17 protein-coding genes and 1 riboswitch are annotated in these 16,705 nt (G+C 70.5%); of the genes, 12 read left to right on the plus strand and 5 right to left on the minus strand.

Annotated elements, in window-relative coordinates; all coding sequences use genetic code 11:
• Nucleotides 1-58 precede the first annotated feature (58 nt).
• The 4 genes from G3I41_RS12220 to gcvT all read right to left on the minus strand — a co-directional run bounded on the left by G3I41_RS12220 (nt 59) and on the right by gcvT (nt 4,481).
• Nucleotides 59-1,441, minus strand: coding sequence for an L-serine ammonia-lyase (locus G3I41_RS12220; RefSeq protein ID WP_164400230.1), 1,383 nt, complete (start codon nt 1,439-1,441; stop codon nt 59-61).
• Nucleotides 1,442-1,606: 165 nt separating this feature from the next.
• Entirely contained in the window at nt 1,607-2,866 is a 1,260-nt protein-coding gene (glyA, locus tag G3I41_RS12225) for a serine hydroxymethyltransferase (RefSeq protein WP_164400231.1), read from the minus strand.
• Nucleotides 2,867-2,886: 20 nt separating this feature from the next.
• Nucleotides 2,887-3,264, minus strand: coding sequence for a glycine cleavage system protein GcvH (gene gcvH, locus G3I41_RS12230; protein WP_164400232.1), 378 nt, complete (start codon nt 3,262-3,264; stop codon nt 2,887-2,889).
• 101 nt (nt 3,265-3,365) lie between these two features.
• On the minus strand, nt 3,366-4,481 hold the full coding sequence (gcvT, locus tag G3I41_RS12235; protein ID WP_164400233.1) for a glycine cleavage system aminomethyltransferase GcvT: 1,116 nt from the start codon (nt 4,479-4,481) through the stop codon (nt 3,366-3,368).
• Between the two features lie 142 nt (nt 4,482-4,623).
• Nucleotides 4,624-4,717: riboswitch (glycine riboswitch) on the minus strand.
• 184 nt (nt 4,718-4,901) lie between these two features.
• Between gcvT and G3I41_RS12240 the strand changes: the two genes are divergently transcribed.
• The 10 genes from G3I41_RS12240 (at nt 4,902) to G3I41_RS12285 (ending at nt 15,471) form a co-directional block, all read left to right on the plus strand.
• Nucleotides 4,902-5,585 (plus strand): AAA family ATPase, encoded by a 684-nt coding sequence (locus tag G3I41_RS12240; protein WP_164400234.1) that lies wholly within the window; start codon nt 4,902-4,904, stop codon nt 5,583-5,585.
• Nucleotides 5,586-5,709: 124 nt separating this feature from the next.
• Complete coding sequence (locus G3I41_RS12245) at nt 5,710-6,480, plus strand: enhanced serine sensitivity protein SseB (protein WP_164400235.1); 771 nt, start codon at nt 5,710-5,712, stop codon at nt 6,478-6,480.
• Between the two features lie 116 nt (nt 6,481-6,596).
• Nucleotides 6,597-7,364, plus strand: coding sequence for an enhanced serine sensitivity protein SseB C-terminal domain-containing protein (locus G3I41_RS12250; protein WP_164400236.1), 768 nt, complete (start codon nt 6,597-6,599; stop codon nt 7,362-7,364).
• Nucleotides 7,365-7,716: 352 nt separating this feature from the next.
• Entirely contained in the window at nt 7,717-8,709 is a 993-nt protein-coding gene (locus G3I41_RS12255; protein ID WP_164400237.1) for an ABC transporter permease, read from the plus strand.
• Nucleotides 8,710-8,753: 44 nt separating this feature from the next.
• Nucleotides 8,754-10,523 (plus strand): ABC transporter substrate-binding protein, encoded by a 1,770-nt coding sequence (locus G3I41_RS12260; protein WP_164400238.1) that lies wholly within the window; start codon nt 8,754-8,756, stop codon nt 10,521-10,523.
• An 89-nt stretch (nt 10,524-10,612) separates the two neighbouring features.
• Nucleotides 10,613-11,602: an ABC transporter permease gene (locus G3I41_RS12265; RefSeq protein ID WP_164400239.1), complete on the plus strand. Its 990-nt coding sequence runs from the start codon at nt 10,613-10,615 to the stop codon at nt 11,600-11,602.
• The gene (locus G3I41_RS12270; RefSeq protein ID WP_164400240.1) at nt 11,599-12,714 is read left to right on the plus strand and encodes an ABC transporter ATP-binding protein; all 1,116 of its coding nucleotides are present in this window, start codon (nt 11,599-11,601) and stop codon (nt 12,712-12,714) included. The genes G3I41_RS12265 and G3I41_RS12270 overlap by 4 nt, the downstream gene beginning before the upstream one ends.
• Nucleotides 12,711-13,898 (plus strand): dipeptide ABC transporter ATP-binding protein, encoded by a 1,188-nt coding sequence (locus G3I41_RS12275; protein ID WP_164400241.1) that lies wholly within the window; start codon nt 12,711-12,713, stop codon nt 13,896-13,898. Before G3I41_RS12270 ends, G3I41_RS12275 begins: the two co-directional genes overlap by 4 nt.
• Before the next feature lie 18 nt (nt 13,899-13,916).
• The gene (locus G3I41_RS12280) at nt 13,917-14,576 is read left to right on the plus strand and encodes a trimeric intracellular cation channel family protein (protein WP_164400242.1); all 660 of its coding nucleotides are present in this window, start codon (nt 13,917-13,919) and stop codon (nt 14,574-14,576) included.
• Nucleotides 14,577-14,634: 58 nt separating this feature from the next.
• Nucleotides 14,635-15,471, plus strand: coding sequence for a thioesterase family protein (locus G3I41_RS12285; protein ID WP_164400243.1), 837 nt, complete (start codon nt 14,635-14,637; stop codon nt 15,469-15,471).
• A 45-nt stretch (nt 15,472-15,516) separates the two neighbouring features.
• Here the strand turns inward: G3I41_RS12285 and G3I41_RS12290 are convergent, their stop codons facing one another.
• A complete protein-coding gene (locus G3I41_RS12290; RefSeq protein ID WP_164400244.1) occupies nt 15,517-16,167 on the minus strand; it encodes a TetR family transcriptional regulator in 651 nt (216 codons plus the stop codon).
• A 114-nt stretch (nt 16,168-16,281) separates the two neighbouring features.
• Between G3I41_RS12290 and G3I41_RS36370 the strand changes: the two genes are divergently transcribed.
• Together G3I41_RS36370 and G3I41_RS12295 are read left to right on the plus strand one after the other, a co-directional pair.
• Complete coding sequence (locus tag G3I41_RS36370; protein WP_203600827.1) at nt 16,282-16,434, plus strand: hypothetical protein; 153 nt, start codon at nt 16,282-16,284, stop codon at nt 16,432-16,434.
• Complete coding sequence (locus G3I41_RS12295) at nt 16,431-16,700, plus strand: DUF4190 domain-containing protein (protein ID WP_164400245.1); 270 nt, start codon at nt 16,431-16,433, stop codon at nt 16,698-16,700. The genes G3I41_RS36370 and G3I41_RS12295 overlap by 4 nt, the downstream gene beginning before the upstream one ends.
• The last annotated feature ends 5 nt before the right edge of the window (nt 16,701-16,705 follow it).

Below are 16,705 nucleotides of genomic sequence, written 5' to 3' on the forward strand. Positions count from 1 at the left end.
CGGGGGAAGGCCCTGACAGCGCTGGAAGAAGCGAACGCGCTGGTCAGGGCCTGTGCGGTCAGCACTCGATGATGTTCACCGCGAGCCCGCCGCGGGCGGTCTCCTTGTACTTGACGCTCATGTCCGCACCGGTCTCCTTCATGGTCTTGATGACCTTGTCGAGGGAGACCTTGTGGCTGCCGTCGCCGCGCAGGGCCATCTTCGCCGCCGTGACCGCCTTCACCGCGGCCATGCCGTTGCGCTCGATGCACGGGATCTGGACGAGGCCGCCGACCGGGTCGCAGGTCAGGCCCAGGTTGTGCTCCATGCCGATCTCGGCGGCGTTCTCCACCTGCTCGGGGGAGCCGCCCAGGACCTCGGCGAGGGCGCCGGCGGCCATGGAGCAGGCGGAGCCGACCTCGCCCTGGCAGCCGACCTCGGCGCCGGAGATGGAGGCGTTCTCCTTGAACAGCATGCCGATCGCGCCGGCGGCCAGCAGGAAGCGGACGATGCCGTCCTCCTTCTCGGCCTCCGTGCAGCCGCCCGCGGCGAAGTTGATCCAGTAGTGCAGGACGGCCGGGATGATGCCGGCCGCGCCGTTCGTCGGGGCGGTGACCACGCGGCCGCCCGCCGCGTTCTCCTCGTTGACCGCCATCGCGTAGAGGGTGATCCACTCCATGGCGTGCGTCTGGGGGTCGCCCTCCGCGCGCAGCTGGCGGGCGGTCTTGGCGGCGCGGCGGTGGACCTTGAGGCCGCCGGGCAGGATGCCCTCGCGGGACATGCCGCGCGAGACGCACGCCTGCATGGCGCGCCAGATGTCCAGGAGCCCGGAGCGGATCTCGTCCTCGGTGCGCCAGGCGCGCTCGTTCTCCAGCATCAGCGAGGAGATCGAGAGGCCGGTCTCGCGGGCCAGTCGCAGCAGCTCGTCGCCGGTGCGGAAGGGGTGCTTCAGGACCGTGTCGTCGAGCACGATCCGGTCCTCGCCCACGGCGTCCTCGTCCACGACGAAGCCGCCGCCGACCGAGTAGTACGTCTTCTCCAGGAGCGTGGCGCCGTCGGCGTCGTACGCGAAGACGGTCATGCCGTTGGCGTGGTACGGAAGCGCCTTGCGGCGGTGCAGGATCAGCTGCTCGTCCGCGTCGAAGGGGATCTCGTGCATCCCGAGCAGGTTGATCCGGCCGCCGGAGCGGATCGCCTCGACCCGCTCGTCGGCCGTCTCGACGTCGACGGTGCGCGGGGACTCGCCCTCCAGGCCGAGCAGGACCGCCTTGGGGGTGCCGTGGCCGTGGCCCGTGGCGCCGAGGGAGCCGTACAGCTCGGCCCGGATCGAGGCGGTGTGGGCGAGCAGGCCCTCGTTCTTCAGGCGGCGCGCGAACATACGGGCCGCGCGCATCGGGCCGACCGTATGGGAGCTGGACGGGCCGATGCCGATCGAGAACAGGTCGAAGACCGAGATGGCCACGGGGGGACTCCTAAGGGTTGGTAGACGCCGTTGTCTGCCGGGTGGTGCGGTACGGGCGTGGGCGGCCCGGAGTGCATGAGACAAAACGGGGGACAAGGGACGGGGCACCCGCCCACTGTTCAGTGTGCGGGTGCCCCTCCCGTAGGCGCGAATGCGCCGGGTCGGCTACTTCAGGCCGGGGTACAGCGGGAACTTCTCGGCGAGCTTCGCGACCCGGGCCTTCAGGTCGTCCGCGTCGTGGGACGGCTTGAGGGCCGAGGCGATGATCTCGGCGACCTCGGCGAAGTCCTCGGCACCGAAGCCGCGGGTGGCCAGGGCCGGGGTGCCGATGCGGAGGCCGGAGGTGACCATCGGCGGGCGCGGGTCGTTGGGGATGGCGTTCCGGTTGACCGTGATGCCGATCTCGTGGAGCCGGTCCTCGGCCTGCTGCCCGTCCAGCTCCGAGTTGCGCAGGTCCACCAGGACCAGGTGCACGTCGGTGCCGCCGGACAGGACGGAGACGCCCACCTCGGTGACGTCGGGCTGGACCAGGCGCTCGGCCAGGATGCGGGCGCCCTCCAGGGTGCGCTGCTGGCGCTCCTTGAACTCCTCGCCCGCCGCGACCTTGAACGAGACCGCCTTGGCGGCGATCACGTGCTCCAGCGGGCCGCCCTGCTGACCCGGGAAGACCGCCGAGTTGATCTTCTTGGCGAGCTCCTGGGTGGAGAGGATCACACCGCCGCGCGGACCGCCGAGGGTCTTGTGCGTGGTCGTGGTGACGACGTGGGCGTGGGGCACCGGGTTGGGGTGCAGGCCCGCGGCGACCAGACCGGCGAAGTGCGCCATGTCGACCATCAGGTACGCGCCGACCTCGTCCGCGATGCGGCGGAAGGCGGCGAAGTCCAGCTGACGCGGGTACGCGGACCAGCCGGCGACGATCAGCTGCGGCTTCGCCTCCTTGGCCAGGCGCTCGACCTCGGCCATGTCCACGACACCGGTGTCGTCCACGTGGTACGGGACCACGTTGTAGAGCTTGCCGGAGAAGTTGATCTTCATGCCGTGGGTCAGGTGACCGCCGTGCGCCAGGTTCAGGCCCATGATCGTGTCGCCCGGCTTCAGCAGCGCGAACATCGCGGCGGCGTTCGCCTGCGCACCGGAGTGCGGCTGGACGTTCGCGGCCTCGGCGCCGAAGAGCGCCTTGATCCGGTCGATCGCGATCTGCTCGACCACGTCGACGTGCTCACAGCCGCCGTAGTAGCGGCGGCCGGGGTAGCCCTCGGCGTACTTGTTGGTCAGGACGGAGCCCTGCGCCTCCATGACCGCGACCGGAGCGAAGTTCTCCGAGGCGATCATTTCGAGCGTGGACTGCTGGCGCAGGAGCTCGGCGTCGACGGCGGCGGCGACGTCCGGGTCCAGCTCGTGGAGTGAGGAGTTGAGAAGCGACATCAGGTGGTCCCTTGGGGTCTTTAGTTGCCGGAGAACTCGGTGTACTCGTCGGCGGAGAGCAGGCCCTTCGGCTCCTCCGCGACGCGCACCTTGAACAGCCAGCCGCCTTCGAACGGAGCGGAGTTCACCAGCGACGGGTCGTCCACGACGGCCTGGTTGGACTCCGTGATCTCACCGGACACCGGCGAGTACAGGTCGCTGACCGACTTGGTCGACTCCAGCTCGCCGCAGGTCTCGCCCGCGGTCACCGTGTCACCGACCTCGGGGAGCTGCGCGTAGACGACGTCACCGAGCGCGTTGGCCGCGTGCTCGGTGATGCCGACGGTGGACACGCCGTCCTCGGCGGGCGACAGCCACTCGTGCTCCTTGCTGTACCGCAGCTGCTGGGGGTTGCTCATGGTCTGAATTCTCCTGTACGCGGGGAGTGCGGATGAACGGTGGTCTTGCGGTGTGAGACGGGACCGTGTCACGTACGCGACACCGGCCGGGTCCTACGGTTCTACTTCTTGCGCTTGTAGAAGGGGAGCGCCACGACCTCGTACGGCTCGTGGCTGCCTCGGATCTCCACCGCGACTCCGGCGGTGCCCGGCTCGGCGTGCGCCGCGTCGACGTACGCCATGGCGATCGGCTTGCCCAGGGTGGGGGAGGGGGCGCCCGAGGTGACCTCGCCGATGACCTGACCGCCGGCGACGACCGGGAACCCGGCGCGCGGCACCCGGCGGCCCTCGGCGACCAGGCCGACGAGCTTGCGGGGCGGGGCGGTCTCGGCGCGCTCCGCGGCGGCCTCCAGCGCCTTGCGGCCGACGAAGTCGCCGTCCTTCTCGAACTTCACGACCCGGCCGAGCCCGGCGTCGAACGGGGTCAGCGAGGTCGTCAGCTCGTGCCCGTACAGCGGCATGCCCGCCTCCAGGCGCAGCGTGTCACGGCAGGAGAGGCCGCACGGGATCAGGCCGTGCGCGGCGCCCGCCTCGGTGAGCGCCTTCCACAGCTGCTCGGCGTGGCCGGGCGCGACGAACAGCTCGAAGCCGTCCTCGCCGGTGTAGCCGGTGCGGGCGATCAGCGCGGGCACCCCGGCGACGACCCCGGGCAGCCCGGCGTAGTACTTCAGGCCGTCCAGGTCGGCGTCGGTCACGGCCGCGAGGATCGCCGGGGACTCGGGGCCCTGCACGGCGAGCAGCGCGTACGTGTCGCGGTCGTCGCGGACCTCGGCGTCGAAGCCGGCGGCGCGCGCGGTGAGCGCGTCCAGGACGAGCTGGGCGTTGCCGGCGTTGGCGACGACCATGTACTCCGTGTCCTGGAGGCGGTAGACGATCAGGTCGTCCAGGATGCCGCCGTCCTCGGCGCAGATCATCGTGTAGCGGGCCCGGCCGGTCGAGACCGTGCCGATGTTGCCGACCAGCGCGTAGTTCAGCAGGTCCACCGCCTGCGGGCCGGTGACCGTGATCTCGCCCATGTGGGACAGGTCGAAGAGGCCGGCCTTCGTGCGGACGGCGTTGTGCTCGTCGCGCTCGCTCGCGTACCGCAGCGGCATGTCCCAGCCCGCGAAGTCGGTCATGGTGGCGCCCAGCGAACGATGCAGTGCATCGAGGGCGGTGAGACGGGGGGTGCTGCTCATGAAAGGGCTCCCAGGGCATGACGACGGCGAGGACGATCCCTCCCCATCTGTCATCGGAACCTGAGAGGTTCGCCGAGAGGCCCCGCGAGGGTCGGCTTGCACCTTGGGTGGAGCCGCCGGGCGGCTCGCTTTTCAGATATGCCTCATCCACGCGGTACGGGGCCTGAGAGATTCAAGGGAGGATCTTGCTCCTTCGGCGCCCGGCGCGGTGACCGGGACTCTCCCGCGCGGATTCAAGCGGCCTGTATGCAGTTGGCGGGGTCATCATCGCACGCATTCCGGGGGAGCGGTGCGCCGGGAGCGGTGCCGCTCGTCACGGTCCTCCGGCGGGTCGGACGGTTGTGTCGCATTACCTTTTCTTTACACTTCTGGGGTAGATACCGGTCCTGCACGCGTCGGCCGTACGGCCAGGGGGAGGCGATGACGTTGCGCTACGCGACGACCGCGGGAACGACCAGCGCCGCACTGCCCGCGCAGTCCGGCTCACCGCCCCGGCAGGCGGTGGGCACGCATCCGCCCGTCGTCCGGGACCTGCGCGGCCGGGCCGGGCGCGGCCCGCGCGTCCTGCGCTTCGCCGCCGGGGACGTGGTGGTGGTCTCCGGACTCCCCGGCAGCGGAAAGTCGACCCTGCTCGCCCGTACCGCCCCGGCCCACGCGGTCGACTCCCAGGACACCAGGGACCGCTGGGCCCACCGGCTGCCCCGCTTACTCCCGTACGTCCTCTACCGCCCGCTCGTCCGCCTCGCCCACTACCGGGGACTGCGGCGGGTGCTGCGCTCCGGCGCCTCCGTCGTCGTCCACGACTGCGGTACGCAGAGCTGGGTCCGCGCCCTGCTCGCCCGCCATGCCCGGCGCCGGGGCACCGGCCTGCACCTGGTCCTGCTCGACGTCTCCGCCCGGACCGCGCGCGAGGGCCAGCGCGAGCGCGGCCGGGGCGTTTCCGCGTACGCCTTCGCGCGGCACCGCAGAGCCGTGGGGCGGCTGCTGCGGGACACCGAGGCGGGACTGCTGCCGCGCGGCTGCGCCTCGGCCGTCCTGCTCGACCGCGAGGCGGCCGGGGCGCTCACGCGCATCACGTTCGCAGACGCACAGACCGACGGCTGAAAACGGACCGTCCAACAGCCGGACAGTAGCCGGGGAGGGCGGTTTCCGGACGGGCCCCAGGGCCGACGGAGGCCGGGCGAGGCCGTACCCTCTTGCTGCACGGCACCGGGGCGAGAGGGAAGCAGTGGACATTCCGGCACAGGCCGGGAGCCTGCCGCAGGGCGGCTGGCCGGCCAACGAACTCGAAGAGGTGCTGGGCGCCTCGCTCGGCACCCCGGAGGCGGGCGGCCGCCTGCTGGAGGTGCTCGGCCGCAGCCACGTCTGGGTGCCGTTGCCCAACGGCGGCGGACCCGACGCCCGGGACCTCGATCTGCCCGCGATGGAGATCGACGGCACCGCGTACGTCCCCGTCTACAGCTCCGAGCACCAGTTCCTCACCTGCGTCGGCGACCGGATGTCCTTCACCGTCGCCCCCGCCGTCGAGTTCGCCCGCGGTCTGCCCCCGCGGCTCGGCATCGCGGTGAACCCGGGCGGCGCCGTCGGCCTGCCGCTGCCGCCGCCCGCCGTCGCCGAGCTGTGCCGGGCCGGGCGCACCCCGCTCGACGGCCCGGCCACCGGGGGCCGGGTCCGGCTGTACGAGCCGGACTGGAAGGAGGAGCCCGTCGACTTCCTGGCCGCCGCGGCCGGCGAGTTCCAGGAGAGCGGCGTCGTCCGCACCGCCCGCCGGGTCCTGGCCAGCGTCGAGGGCGACGACCCCGTGCTCTTCGTCGGCGTCGAGTTCTCCACCTGGGACGGCGCCGGACAGAGCGCCCCGATGGACGCCCTGGGCCGGGCGCTGGGCCGCGTCGCGGTGCCGTGGCCGGTCAACCTCGTCCTCCTCGACGTGGCGCAGGACCCGGTCGCCGACTGGATGCGCGACCGGGTGCGGCCCTTCTACACGCGCGTCCCGGAGTGACGGGGGGCGGTCGGCGGCGTCAAGCCGGTGACGGCGCGGCCGCATAAGCTGGTTTGATGGCCGAAGGCCGATGCCCGGTGGCCGAAGCAGAGGATCTACGAGGGGCGGGACCCAGGGTGAGTGCGTCAGGCACCGCGGCGGCCGGTCAGGTCGAGCACATGCTGCGACAGGTCGCGCCCGGGCGCTACGACGCGTACGAGGCGCTCCTCCAGGCCCTGTCGGCCGGCCGGGTCTGGATGCTCCTCTGGCACGGCCGCCCCGGCGCCCCCGACGCCCAGTACGGGAACATGGAGGTCGAAGGGCTCGGCTACGCCCCGTGCGTCACCTCCCCCCAGGAGCTCACCGCCAGCGGCTGGAGCCGGGACCACGAGGTGGTCGCCGGACTGGACATCGCCCGCGCCCTCTACCCCGACCGCTGGGGCGTCTGGCTCAATCCGCACGCCCCGGGCGGCGGAGTCGGCATCCCCTGGCTGGATCTGCGCCGCATCGCGACCGGCCTCGACCGGATGCCCGCCGGTCCGCTCAGGATCAGCGAACCGGCCATCGAGATCCCGCAGTTCTACGCCCAGCTCGCGCAGAACGCCCACCACACCCCCGCGATCCGCTCGCTGCGCCGCGCCTGGGTGCAGCCCGCGCTCGGCGCCCCGTACCTCGCCGTCGGACTCGACCTGTACGACACGAGCAGGCCGTCCGTCGACGCGGTGCGCGGGATGATGCGCCAGTCGATCGGCGCCGTCCCCGAGGGCCTGCCGGTCTCCACGGTCGCGATGTCCGACGAGTACGACCCGGTCGCGATGTGGTTGCGCGTCAACTCCCGCCCCTTCTACGACCGCGAGGCGCACGCCGCGCCCGGGTACGGGTATCCGCAGGCGCCCGCGTACTGAGTGCGCGTCAGGTCCCCGTCGAATCGGGGGCATTGCGGGCACTTCGGCGTTCATGTGCGAAGTGGTCGTTATCGCTGTTTTGTGACCGAGAAGCCCGATTGCCGAGTCCGGCTGTTCGGATACCGGAAGCATTTTGGCGTCATCACGTTTGAGCAAACATTCCCCGTGAGGTCTGGCGGGTGTGCACGCAGTGGCTGAAGACTCCCTCGCAACAGGTGCTCTGTGCCCGTAGTCGCCCCCCTTTTCCAGGTCCGGGCCCGACGGGCGCCGTCACTCGAATCGGGCTATGTAGGAGCCGCTACCGCGGCGGTCACGGGCCGGCCACCGCCGGTCGAGAGGGGTCTCCAGCGCAATGACGGCACCTATCGAGACCACCAGGGCGGATACCCGGCCCGAAGCGGTGCTGGAAGGCGCGGGCCGCAAGGAGATCGAGGGCCGTTCGCTCGGCCGCATCGCCTGGACCCGTTTCAAGCGGGACAAGGCGGCGATGGCCGGTGGCATCGTTGTCGTCCTGCTGATCCTCACCGCGGTGCTCTCCAAGCCGCTCCAGTCGCTCCTGGGGCTCGACCCCAACGCGTTCAACCAGAGCCTGGTCGACCCCGTGATGCTGGCGCCCAAGGGCGACTTCGGCGGGATCAGCTGGGACCACCCCTTCGGCGTCGAACCGCAGACGGGCCGCGACATCTTCGCGCGCATCCTCGAAGGCTCCTGGGTCTCGCTCGTGGTCGCCGTCGGCTCCACCCTGCTCTCCGTCGTCATCGGCGTCGTCATGGGTGTCGTGGCCGGGTTCTACGGCGGCTGGGTGGACAGCCTGATCAGCCGGCTGATGGACACCTTCCTCGCCTTCCCGCTGCTGCTCTTCGCGATCTCCATCTCCGCCTCCCTCCAGGGCAACGCCTTCGGGATGGAAGGGCTCACTCTGCGGATCGCGGTCCTGATCTTCGTGATCGGCTTCTTCAGCTGGCCGTACATCGGCCGCATCGTCCGCGCGCAGACGCTGTCCCTCCGCGAGCGCGAGTTCGTGGAGGCCGCCAGGTCGCTGGGCGCCCGGGGGCCGTTCATCCTCTTCCGCGAGCTGCTCCCCAACCTGGTCGCGCCGATCCTCGTGTACGCGACGCTGCTGATCCCCACGAACATCCTCTTCGAGGCGGCCCTGTCCTTCCTGGGCGTGGGTATCGCACCGCCGCAGGCGTCCTGGGGCGGCATGCTCACGCAGGCGGTCGACCTCTACGAGGTGGACCCGATGTTCATGGTCATCCCCGGCATGGCGATCTTCATCACCGTGCTGGCCTTCAACCTGCTGGGGGACGGGCTGCGTGACGCACTCGACCCTCGTGGCAAGTAAACGCGGCAGTGCCGCACAGGACTAGCGAGGGGGCTTTCCTCAGCATGCAGAACAGAAAGACAGCGGCGCTCGTCGCCGTCGCGATCGCGGTGTCGCTCGCCGCCACGGCGTGCAGCAAGGACTCGGACGGCGGCAGCGGCAAGGGCGGCGGTGGCGGCGGTGGCAGCGCCAAGGCCGACGCCGGTCTGACGAGCATCGTCAACCCGAGCACCAAGAAGGGCGGAACGGTCACCTACGAGCACTCCAGTGGCCCGGACTCCCTCGACCCCGGCAACACGTACTACGGCTGGGTGCAGAACTTCTCCCGTCTGTACGCCCGTTCGCTGGTGACGTTCAAGCCGGCCGCCGGCAAGGACAGCCTCCAGGTCGTCCCCGACCTCGCCACCGGCCTCGGCAAGGCGAGCGCGGACGCGAAGACCTGGACGTACACGCTCCGCAAGGGCGTGAAGTTCGAGGACGGCTCCGAGATCACCTCGCAGGACGTCAAGTACGCCGTCGAGCGATCCAACTTCGCGCCGGAGGCCCTGTCCAACGGCCCGACGTACTTCAAGGCGTACCTCGAAGGCGGCGACAAGTACAAGGGTCCGTACAAGGACAAGTCGTCCGAGGGTCTGAAGTCCATCGAGACCCCGGACAAGTACACGATCGTCTTCCACCTGAACAAGCCGTTCGCGGACATGGACTACCTGGCCGCGTTCTCGCAGACCGCGCCGATCCAGCAGAAGGCCGACAAGGGCGCAAGCTACGTCCAGAAGATGGTCTCCTCGGGTCCGTACAAGTTCTCGGCGTACGACGAGAGCAAGGGCGCGACCCTGGTCCGCAACCCGGAGTGGGACCCGAAGACGGACCCGATCCGCAAGGCGCTGCCGGACAAGATCCAGCTCAAGTTCAACGTCAACCCCACCACCGTCGACGAGCACCTGCTCAACGACGAGACCACCGCGGACATCGCGGGCACGGGTCTGCAGTCCAAGACCCAGCCCAAGGTCCTGGTCAAGGCGGCGGAGAAGGCGAAGACGGACAACCCGTACGCCGGCGCCCTGCAGTACCTCGCGCTGAACGTCAACGTGAAGCCGTTCGACAACGTCGAGTGCCGCAAGGCCGTCCAGTACGCCGTCGACAAGAAGAGCATGGTCGACTCGATCGGCGGCCCGGTCAAGGGCGACCCGGCCAGCACGGTCATCCCTCCGACCGTCGCGGGCTACAAGAAGTTCGACCTGTACCCGACCGAGGGCAGCAAGGGCGACGCGGCCAAGGCCAAGGAGCACCTGACCAAGTGCGGTCACCCGGACGGCTTCAAGACCACGCTGACGGCCCGTTCCGACCGTCCTGACGAGGTCACCGCCGCCACGCAGCTGCAGAACAGCCTGAAGGCGATCGGCATCACCGCCGAGATCAAGCAGTTCCCGGCGGACAAGTACTTCACCGACTTCGCGGGCGTTCCGGCCTGGGTCCACAAGAACAACGCGGGCATGATGATGATGGCCTGGGGCGCCGACTGGCCGACCGGCTTCGGCTTCCTCGACCAGATCGTCAACGGTTCGGCCATCAAGCCCTCCGGCGGCACCAACCTGATGGAGCTGAACGACAAGGGGATCAACGAACTCCTCGTCAAGGGCATCGGCACCGTCGACACCACGCAGCGCAACGCCACGTGGGGCGAGGTCGACCAGAAGGTCATGGAGAACGCCTCGGTCGTTCCGCTCTTCTACCGCAAGAACCTGCTCTACCGCCCGGACTCCGCGGCGAACGTCACCGTCACCGACGCGTACCTCGGCATGTACGACTACGTGCTCATGACGTCCACCAAGTAGCGCCTGTTCATCAAAAGCATCCCCTGAAAGGCAGGTGAAGGCGCCGGGCGGCGGGGTTTCCCGCCCCACCCGCCCGGCGCCGCACGGCTGTGGCTGCGTACATCATCCGACGCGTATTCGCCGCGGTGTTGCTGCTGCTGGTGGTCAGCGCAGTCACGTTCGCGATCTTCTTCCTGGTGCCCCGCCTCGGCGGGCAGACCCTCGACTCCATGGCCGCCCAGTACGTGGGGAAGAGCCCCGACCCCGACGTCATCGCGGCGGTCAAGAAGAACCTGGGGCTGGACCAGCCCCTGTACCTCCAGTACTGGCACTTCATCAAGGGCATCGTGGCCGGCGCCCAGTACCAGTTCGGCCCCGACCCCGTCATGTGCAACGCCCCGTGCTTCGGCTACTCGTTCAAGACGCACACCGAGATCTGGCCGCAGCTCGTGGACCGGGTCCCGGTCACGCTCTCGCTGGCCGTCGGTGCCGCCGTCATCTGGGTCGTCTCGGGTGTCGCCATCGGTGTCGTCTCCGCGCTGAAGCGGGGCTCGCTCTTCGACCGCCTCTCCATGGGCGTCGCCCTCGCCGGCGTCTCCCTCCCGATGTTCTTCACCGGCCTGGTCGTCCTCGCGCTCTTCGGCAACGGGGAGTACGTGCCCATCACCGAGGACCCGGTCGCCTGGGCGGGCAGCCTGGTCCTGCCCTGGTGCACGCTCGCCCTGCTGTACTCCGCGCTCTACGCCCGGCTCACCCGGGCCGGGATGCTGGAGACCATGAGCGAGGACTACATCCGGACCGCGCGCGCCAAGGGCCTCCAGGAGCGCACGGTGGTCGTCAAGCACGGGCTGCGGTCCGCGCTCACCCCGCTGGTCACGATCTTCGGCATGGACTTCGCGCTGCTCCTCGGCGGCGCGGTCATCACCGAACGCGTCTTCTCCTTCCAGGGACTCGGCGCCTTCGCGATCCAGGGCGTGACCACCGCCGACCTGCCCAAGGTGATGGGCGTGACCCTGGTCGCGGCCTTCTTCATCGTCATCTGCAACCTGCTGGTGGACCTCGTGTACGCCGCGATCGACCCCCGGGTGAGGCTCTCATGAGCGGCGCGACCAAGAAGGACTCGGCCAAGGACTCGGCCGCGAAGGACTCCCGGACGGAGGGGACCGTCCCGGCCCCCCGCTCGGGCGACGGCCACCCGTTCCTCTCCGTGCGCGACCTCAGCGTCCACTTCGACACCGACGACGGCCTGGTCAAGTCCGTGGACGGGGTCAGCTTCGACCTGGAGGCCGGCCAGACCCTCGGCATCGTCGGCGAGTCAGGCTCCGGCAAGTCCGTGACCTCGCTGGGGATCATGGGCCTGCACACCTCGGAGCGGGCCCGGATCGGCGGCGAGATCTGGCTGGAGGGCGAGGAGCTGATCGGCTCGGGCGCCGAGCGCGTACGACGGCTGCGCGGGCAGAAGATGGCCATGATCTTCCAGGACCCGCTGTCCGCCCTGCACCCGTACTACACGATCGGCGCGCAGATCGTGGAGGCCCACCGGGTCCACCACAAGGTCGACAAGAAGACCGCGAAGAAGCGCGCCGTCGAGATGCTGGACCGCGTCGGCATCCCCGAGCCGCACCGTCGGTTCGACGACTACCCGCACCAGTTCTCCGGCGGCATGCGCCAGCGCGCGATGATCGCGATGGCCCTGGTCAACAACCCGCAGCTGCTCATCGCCGACGAGCCGACGACCGCCCTCGACGTCACCGTCCAGGCGCAGATCCTCGACCTGATCCGCGATCTGCAGAAGGAGTTCGGCTCCGCGGTCATCATGATCACCCACGACCTCGGTGTCGTCGCCGAGATCGCGGACGAGATCCTCGTGATGTACGCGGGCCGGTGCGTCGAGCGCGGCTCCGCCGAGAAGGTGTTCTACGAGCCCCAGCACCCGTACACCTGGGGCCTGCTCGGCTCGATGCCGCGGATCGACCGGGAGCAGACCGAGCGGCTGATCCCCGTCAAGGGATCGCCGCCCAGCCTCATCAACGTCCCGCCGGGCTGCGCCTTCCACCCGCGCTGCCCGTACGCCGACGTCCCGCCCGACAACCTCACCCGCACCGAGCGTCCCGAGCTGAAGCAGGTCGGCGACGGGCACTACTCCGCGTGCCACATGTCGCGTGAGCAGCGCGAACGGATCTGGACCGAAGAGATTGCGCCGAAGCTGTGACTGAGCTGAACAAGAAGACTCCCGCGCCGGCCGCGGCCGGGTCGGACGGGTCCGGCCCCGAACCGCTCCTCAAGGTGGACGGCCTGGTCAAGCACTTCCCGATCACCAAGGGCGTGCTGAAGCGCAAGGTCGGCGCGGTCCAGGCGGTCGACGGGCTCACCTTCGACGTGCGCCCCGGGGAGACCCTGGGCGTCGTCGGCGAGTCGGGCTGCGGCAAGTCGACCATGGGCCGGCTGGTGACCCGGCTGCTGGAACCGACCGGCGGCAAGGTCGAGTTCCAGGGGCGCGACATCACCCACCTGTCCGCCGGGCGGCTGCGGCCGATGCGGCGCGACATCCAGATGATCTTCCAGGACCCGTACGGCTCGCTGAACCCGCGCCACACGGTCGGCGGGATCGTCTCCACCCCCTTCCGGCTCCAGGGCGTCAAGCCCGAGGGCGGCGTGAAGGCGGAGGTCCAGCGGCTGCTGGAGCTGGTCGGGCTCAACCCCGAGCACTACAACCGCTACCCGCACGAGTTCTCCGGCGGCCAGCGCCAGCGCATCGGCATCGCCCGGGCGCTCGCCCTCAAGCCGAAGCTGGTCGTCGCGGACGAACCGGTCTCCGCGCTGGACGTGTCGATCCAGGCGCAGGTGGTGAACCTGCTGGACGACCTCCAGGACGAGCTCGGGCTCACGTACATGATCATCGCGCACGACCTGTCGGTGATCCGCCACGTGTCGGACCGCATCGCGGTCATGTACCTCGGCAAGATCGTCGAGCTGGCCGACCGCACGTCGCTGTACCAGGCGCCGATGCACCCGTACACCAAGGCGCTGATGTCCGCGGTGCCGGTGCCCGATCCGCGCCGGCGCGGTGCCAAGAGCGACCGCATCCTGCTCAAGGGCGATGTGCCGTCGCCGATCTCACCGCCCACCGGCTGCCGGTTCCACACCCGGTGCTGGAAGGCGACGAAGGTCTGCGGGACGACCGAGCCGCCGCTGCTCCAGCTGAAGACCGGGCACCAGGTGGCCTGCCACCACCCGGAGAACGGCGAGGACCAGGTGCCGGGCGACGCGCCGCTGGTCGCGGACGTCATCACGGTCCGCTCGGCGCCCGCGGACGAGCCCGCGGCCGAGGCGCCGGAGGGGCCCGCGAAGGCCGCCGAGCCCTCCGAACCCGCCCCGGACGGTACGAAGGAGTAGTACGGGCACAATTGCCCGGTGCTCAACGAACTGTTCACGCCCTCCGTCCAGCACGCGCTCGACATCGTGGGGATCTTCGTCTTCGCGATCTCGGGCGCCCTGCTCGCCGTACGCAAGAACTTCGATGTCTTCGGCATCGCGGTGCTCGCCGAGGCGACGGCGCTGGGCGGAGGGCTGTTCCGTGATCTGATCATCGGCGCGGTGCCGCCCGCCGCCTTCACGGACCTGGGGTACTTCACCACCCCGCTGCTCGCCGCCGGTCTGGTCTTCTTCCTCCACCCGCACGTGGAGCGCATCCAAGCCGGCGTGAACGTCTTCGACGCCGCCGGTCTCGGGCTGTTCTGCGTCACCGGCACGGTGAAGGCGTACGACTACGGGCTCGGCCTCACCTCGTCGGCGGCGCTCGGCCTGGCCACGGCGGTCGGCGGCGGCGTGCTGCGCGACGTGCTGGCCAACGAGGTGCCGTCGCTGCTGCGCTGGGACCGGGACCTGTACGCGGTGCCCGCCATGGTGGGCGCCACCGTCATCGCGCTCTGCATCCGCTTCGACGCCCTCAACGCCCTGACCAGCGGCGCGGCCGTCATCACCGCGTTCGTCCTGCGCCTCCTCGCGCTCCGCTTCCACTGGCGGGCCCCGCGCGCCCACAACCGGCGCTCGGCGCGCGCGGAGGAGGCGTGACGTACATGGAGAACCAAAAAGCTACCGCTCAGTAATACAATCGGTGTACGGTGCCTCCATGGCACAGGCAACCATCGGGGACAGCGAGTTCGACCGGGACACCGCGGTCACCCTGCGCGAAGAGGGCGTCTACGACGCGGAGCTCTCGGCGGGCTGGACGATCATCCAGGCCGTGAACGGCGGCTATCTGCTGGCGATGCTGGGCCGTGCGCTCGGCGAGGCCCTGCCGCACGCGGACCCGTTCTCCGTCTCCGCGCACTACCTCACCGCGTCCGTGCCCGGCCCGGCGGTGATCCGGACCCAGACCGTCCGCACCGGCCGCACCCTCTCCACCGGTCAGGCGTCCCTCTTCCAGTACGCCGAGGACGGCACCGAGGTCGAGCGCATCCGCGTCCTCGCCACCTACGGCGACCTGGACGCCCTCAGCGACGACGTCCGCACCTCCGCGAAGCCGCCGGCCATCCCTCCGCGTGAACACTGCCTCGGCCCCAGCGACGGCCCGGCGCCCATCCCGGGCAGCTCCGCGATCACCGACCGGCTCGACATCAAGCTGGACCCGGCGACCATCGGCTGGGCGATCGGGCAGCCCTCCGGCAAGGGCGAGATGCGCGGCTGGTTCGGGCTGGCCGACGGCCGCGACCCCGACCCGTTCTCCCTGCTGCTCACCGTGGACGCGCTGCCGCCCACCTCGTTCGAGCTGGGGCTCAAGGGCTGGACGCCCACCATCGAGCTCACCACGCACATCCGCTGCCGTCCGGCCCCGGGCCCGCTCCGCGTCTCCATCACCACCCGCAACCTGGCGGGCGGCTTCCTGGAGGAGGACGCGGACGTCTGGGACAGCGCCGACCGCCTGGTCGCCCAGTCCCGCCAGCTCGCCCGCGCCCCGCGCGGCTGACCCTCCCGGTTCTCCCCGCGCGGCCGGCCGTCCCGGTCCTCGTTCTCAGGCGCCCTGTGCCGGCTCGTCGAGCCAGTGCAGGGCGCCCAGCGCGATGAGCCGGAGCCGGCGCCCGGCCGTGCGGGCCACCCGCTCGTCGTCCGCCGGGCCCGCGTCCAGCAGGGCCGACGCGGTGATCACCATGTGGTCCACGTAGAGACCGCCCAGCATCAGCAGGTCCTCCTCGCTCCAGCCCTCGGACCCCGATTCCGCCGCGAGGGCCGCCGCCACCTCCTCGGCGAACAGCCGCAGCTGCGCCGCGATGGCCTCGCGGACCGGGCCGACCCCGCCGTGCTGCTCCCGCGCGATGAAGCGGAAGTGTGCGGGCTGCTCCCGTACGTGGCGCCGTATCAGCTCCACGCTGCGGTCGAGCCGGACCTCGCTGTCGCCCGTCCCGGCGAGTACCGCGCCGATCATGCCGTGCAGGCTGCCCAGGGTCTGTTCGACCAGGGCCACCCCGAGAGCGGGCACGCTCCCGAAGTGCCGGTAGAAGGCCGTGGGCGTGATGCCGGCCGCCCGGGTCACCTCGCGCAGCCCGAGGCTGCTCAGGCTCTGCTCCGCCAGCAGCCCCAGGGCGGCGTCGAGCAGCGCCTGGCGCGTCTTCAGCTTCTGGCTCTCGCGGGTGCCGTTCCCTCGGATGCCGGCGGTGTGACTCATGCCATTCAGTAAACAACTGTTCTCCGGACCGGGGAAGGGGTGGAGAGGTTTAGACTCGGAAGTCAGTGAACAGTTGTTCTCTGAATGGTCCGTCCGCACAGGGAAAGGCCGAACATGATCGTCCTCGTCGCCGCACTGCTCCTGCTGGGGATCGTGCTGGGAGCGGTGGCTCAGATCCCCCTTCCGCTGTCGCTCGCCCTCGGCGCCCTCATCGGCTGCTGGCTCCTGGTCTTCGCCGTACGCGAGCGGGCGCGGGGCACCCGATGAGCGCGCCGGTGCACGCCGCCCCGCGCTCCCGCCGGGACGCCGACGGGCTCGCCGTCGCCTCGTTCGTGCTGGGGCTCGTCGGGCTGCTGGTGATGAACCTCCTGCTGGGCCCCGCCGCCATCGTCATGGCGCTCGTGGCCCTGGCCCGCTCCACCGAACGGCGCGGCCGCGCCTTCCTCGGCCTCGCGCTCGGCGTCGCCGACCTGGTGGTCCTCGCCTTCCTGGTCACCGGAAACGGCACCGTCTCCTGGGGCTTCGGCGGCTGACCGGC

This window comes from Streptomyces sp. SID9727, assembly GCF_010550605.1.
Lineage (GTDB): Bacteria > Actinomycetota > Actinomycetes > Streptomycetales > Streptomycetaceae > Streptomyces.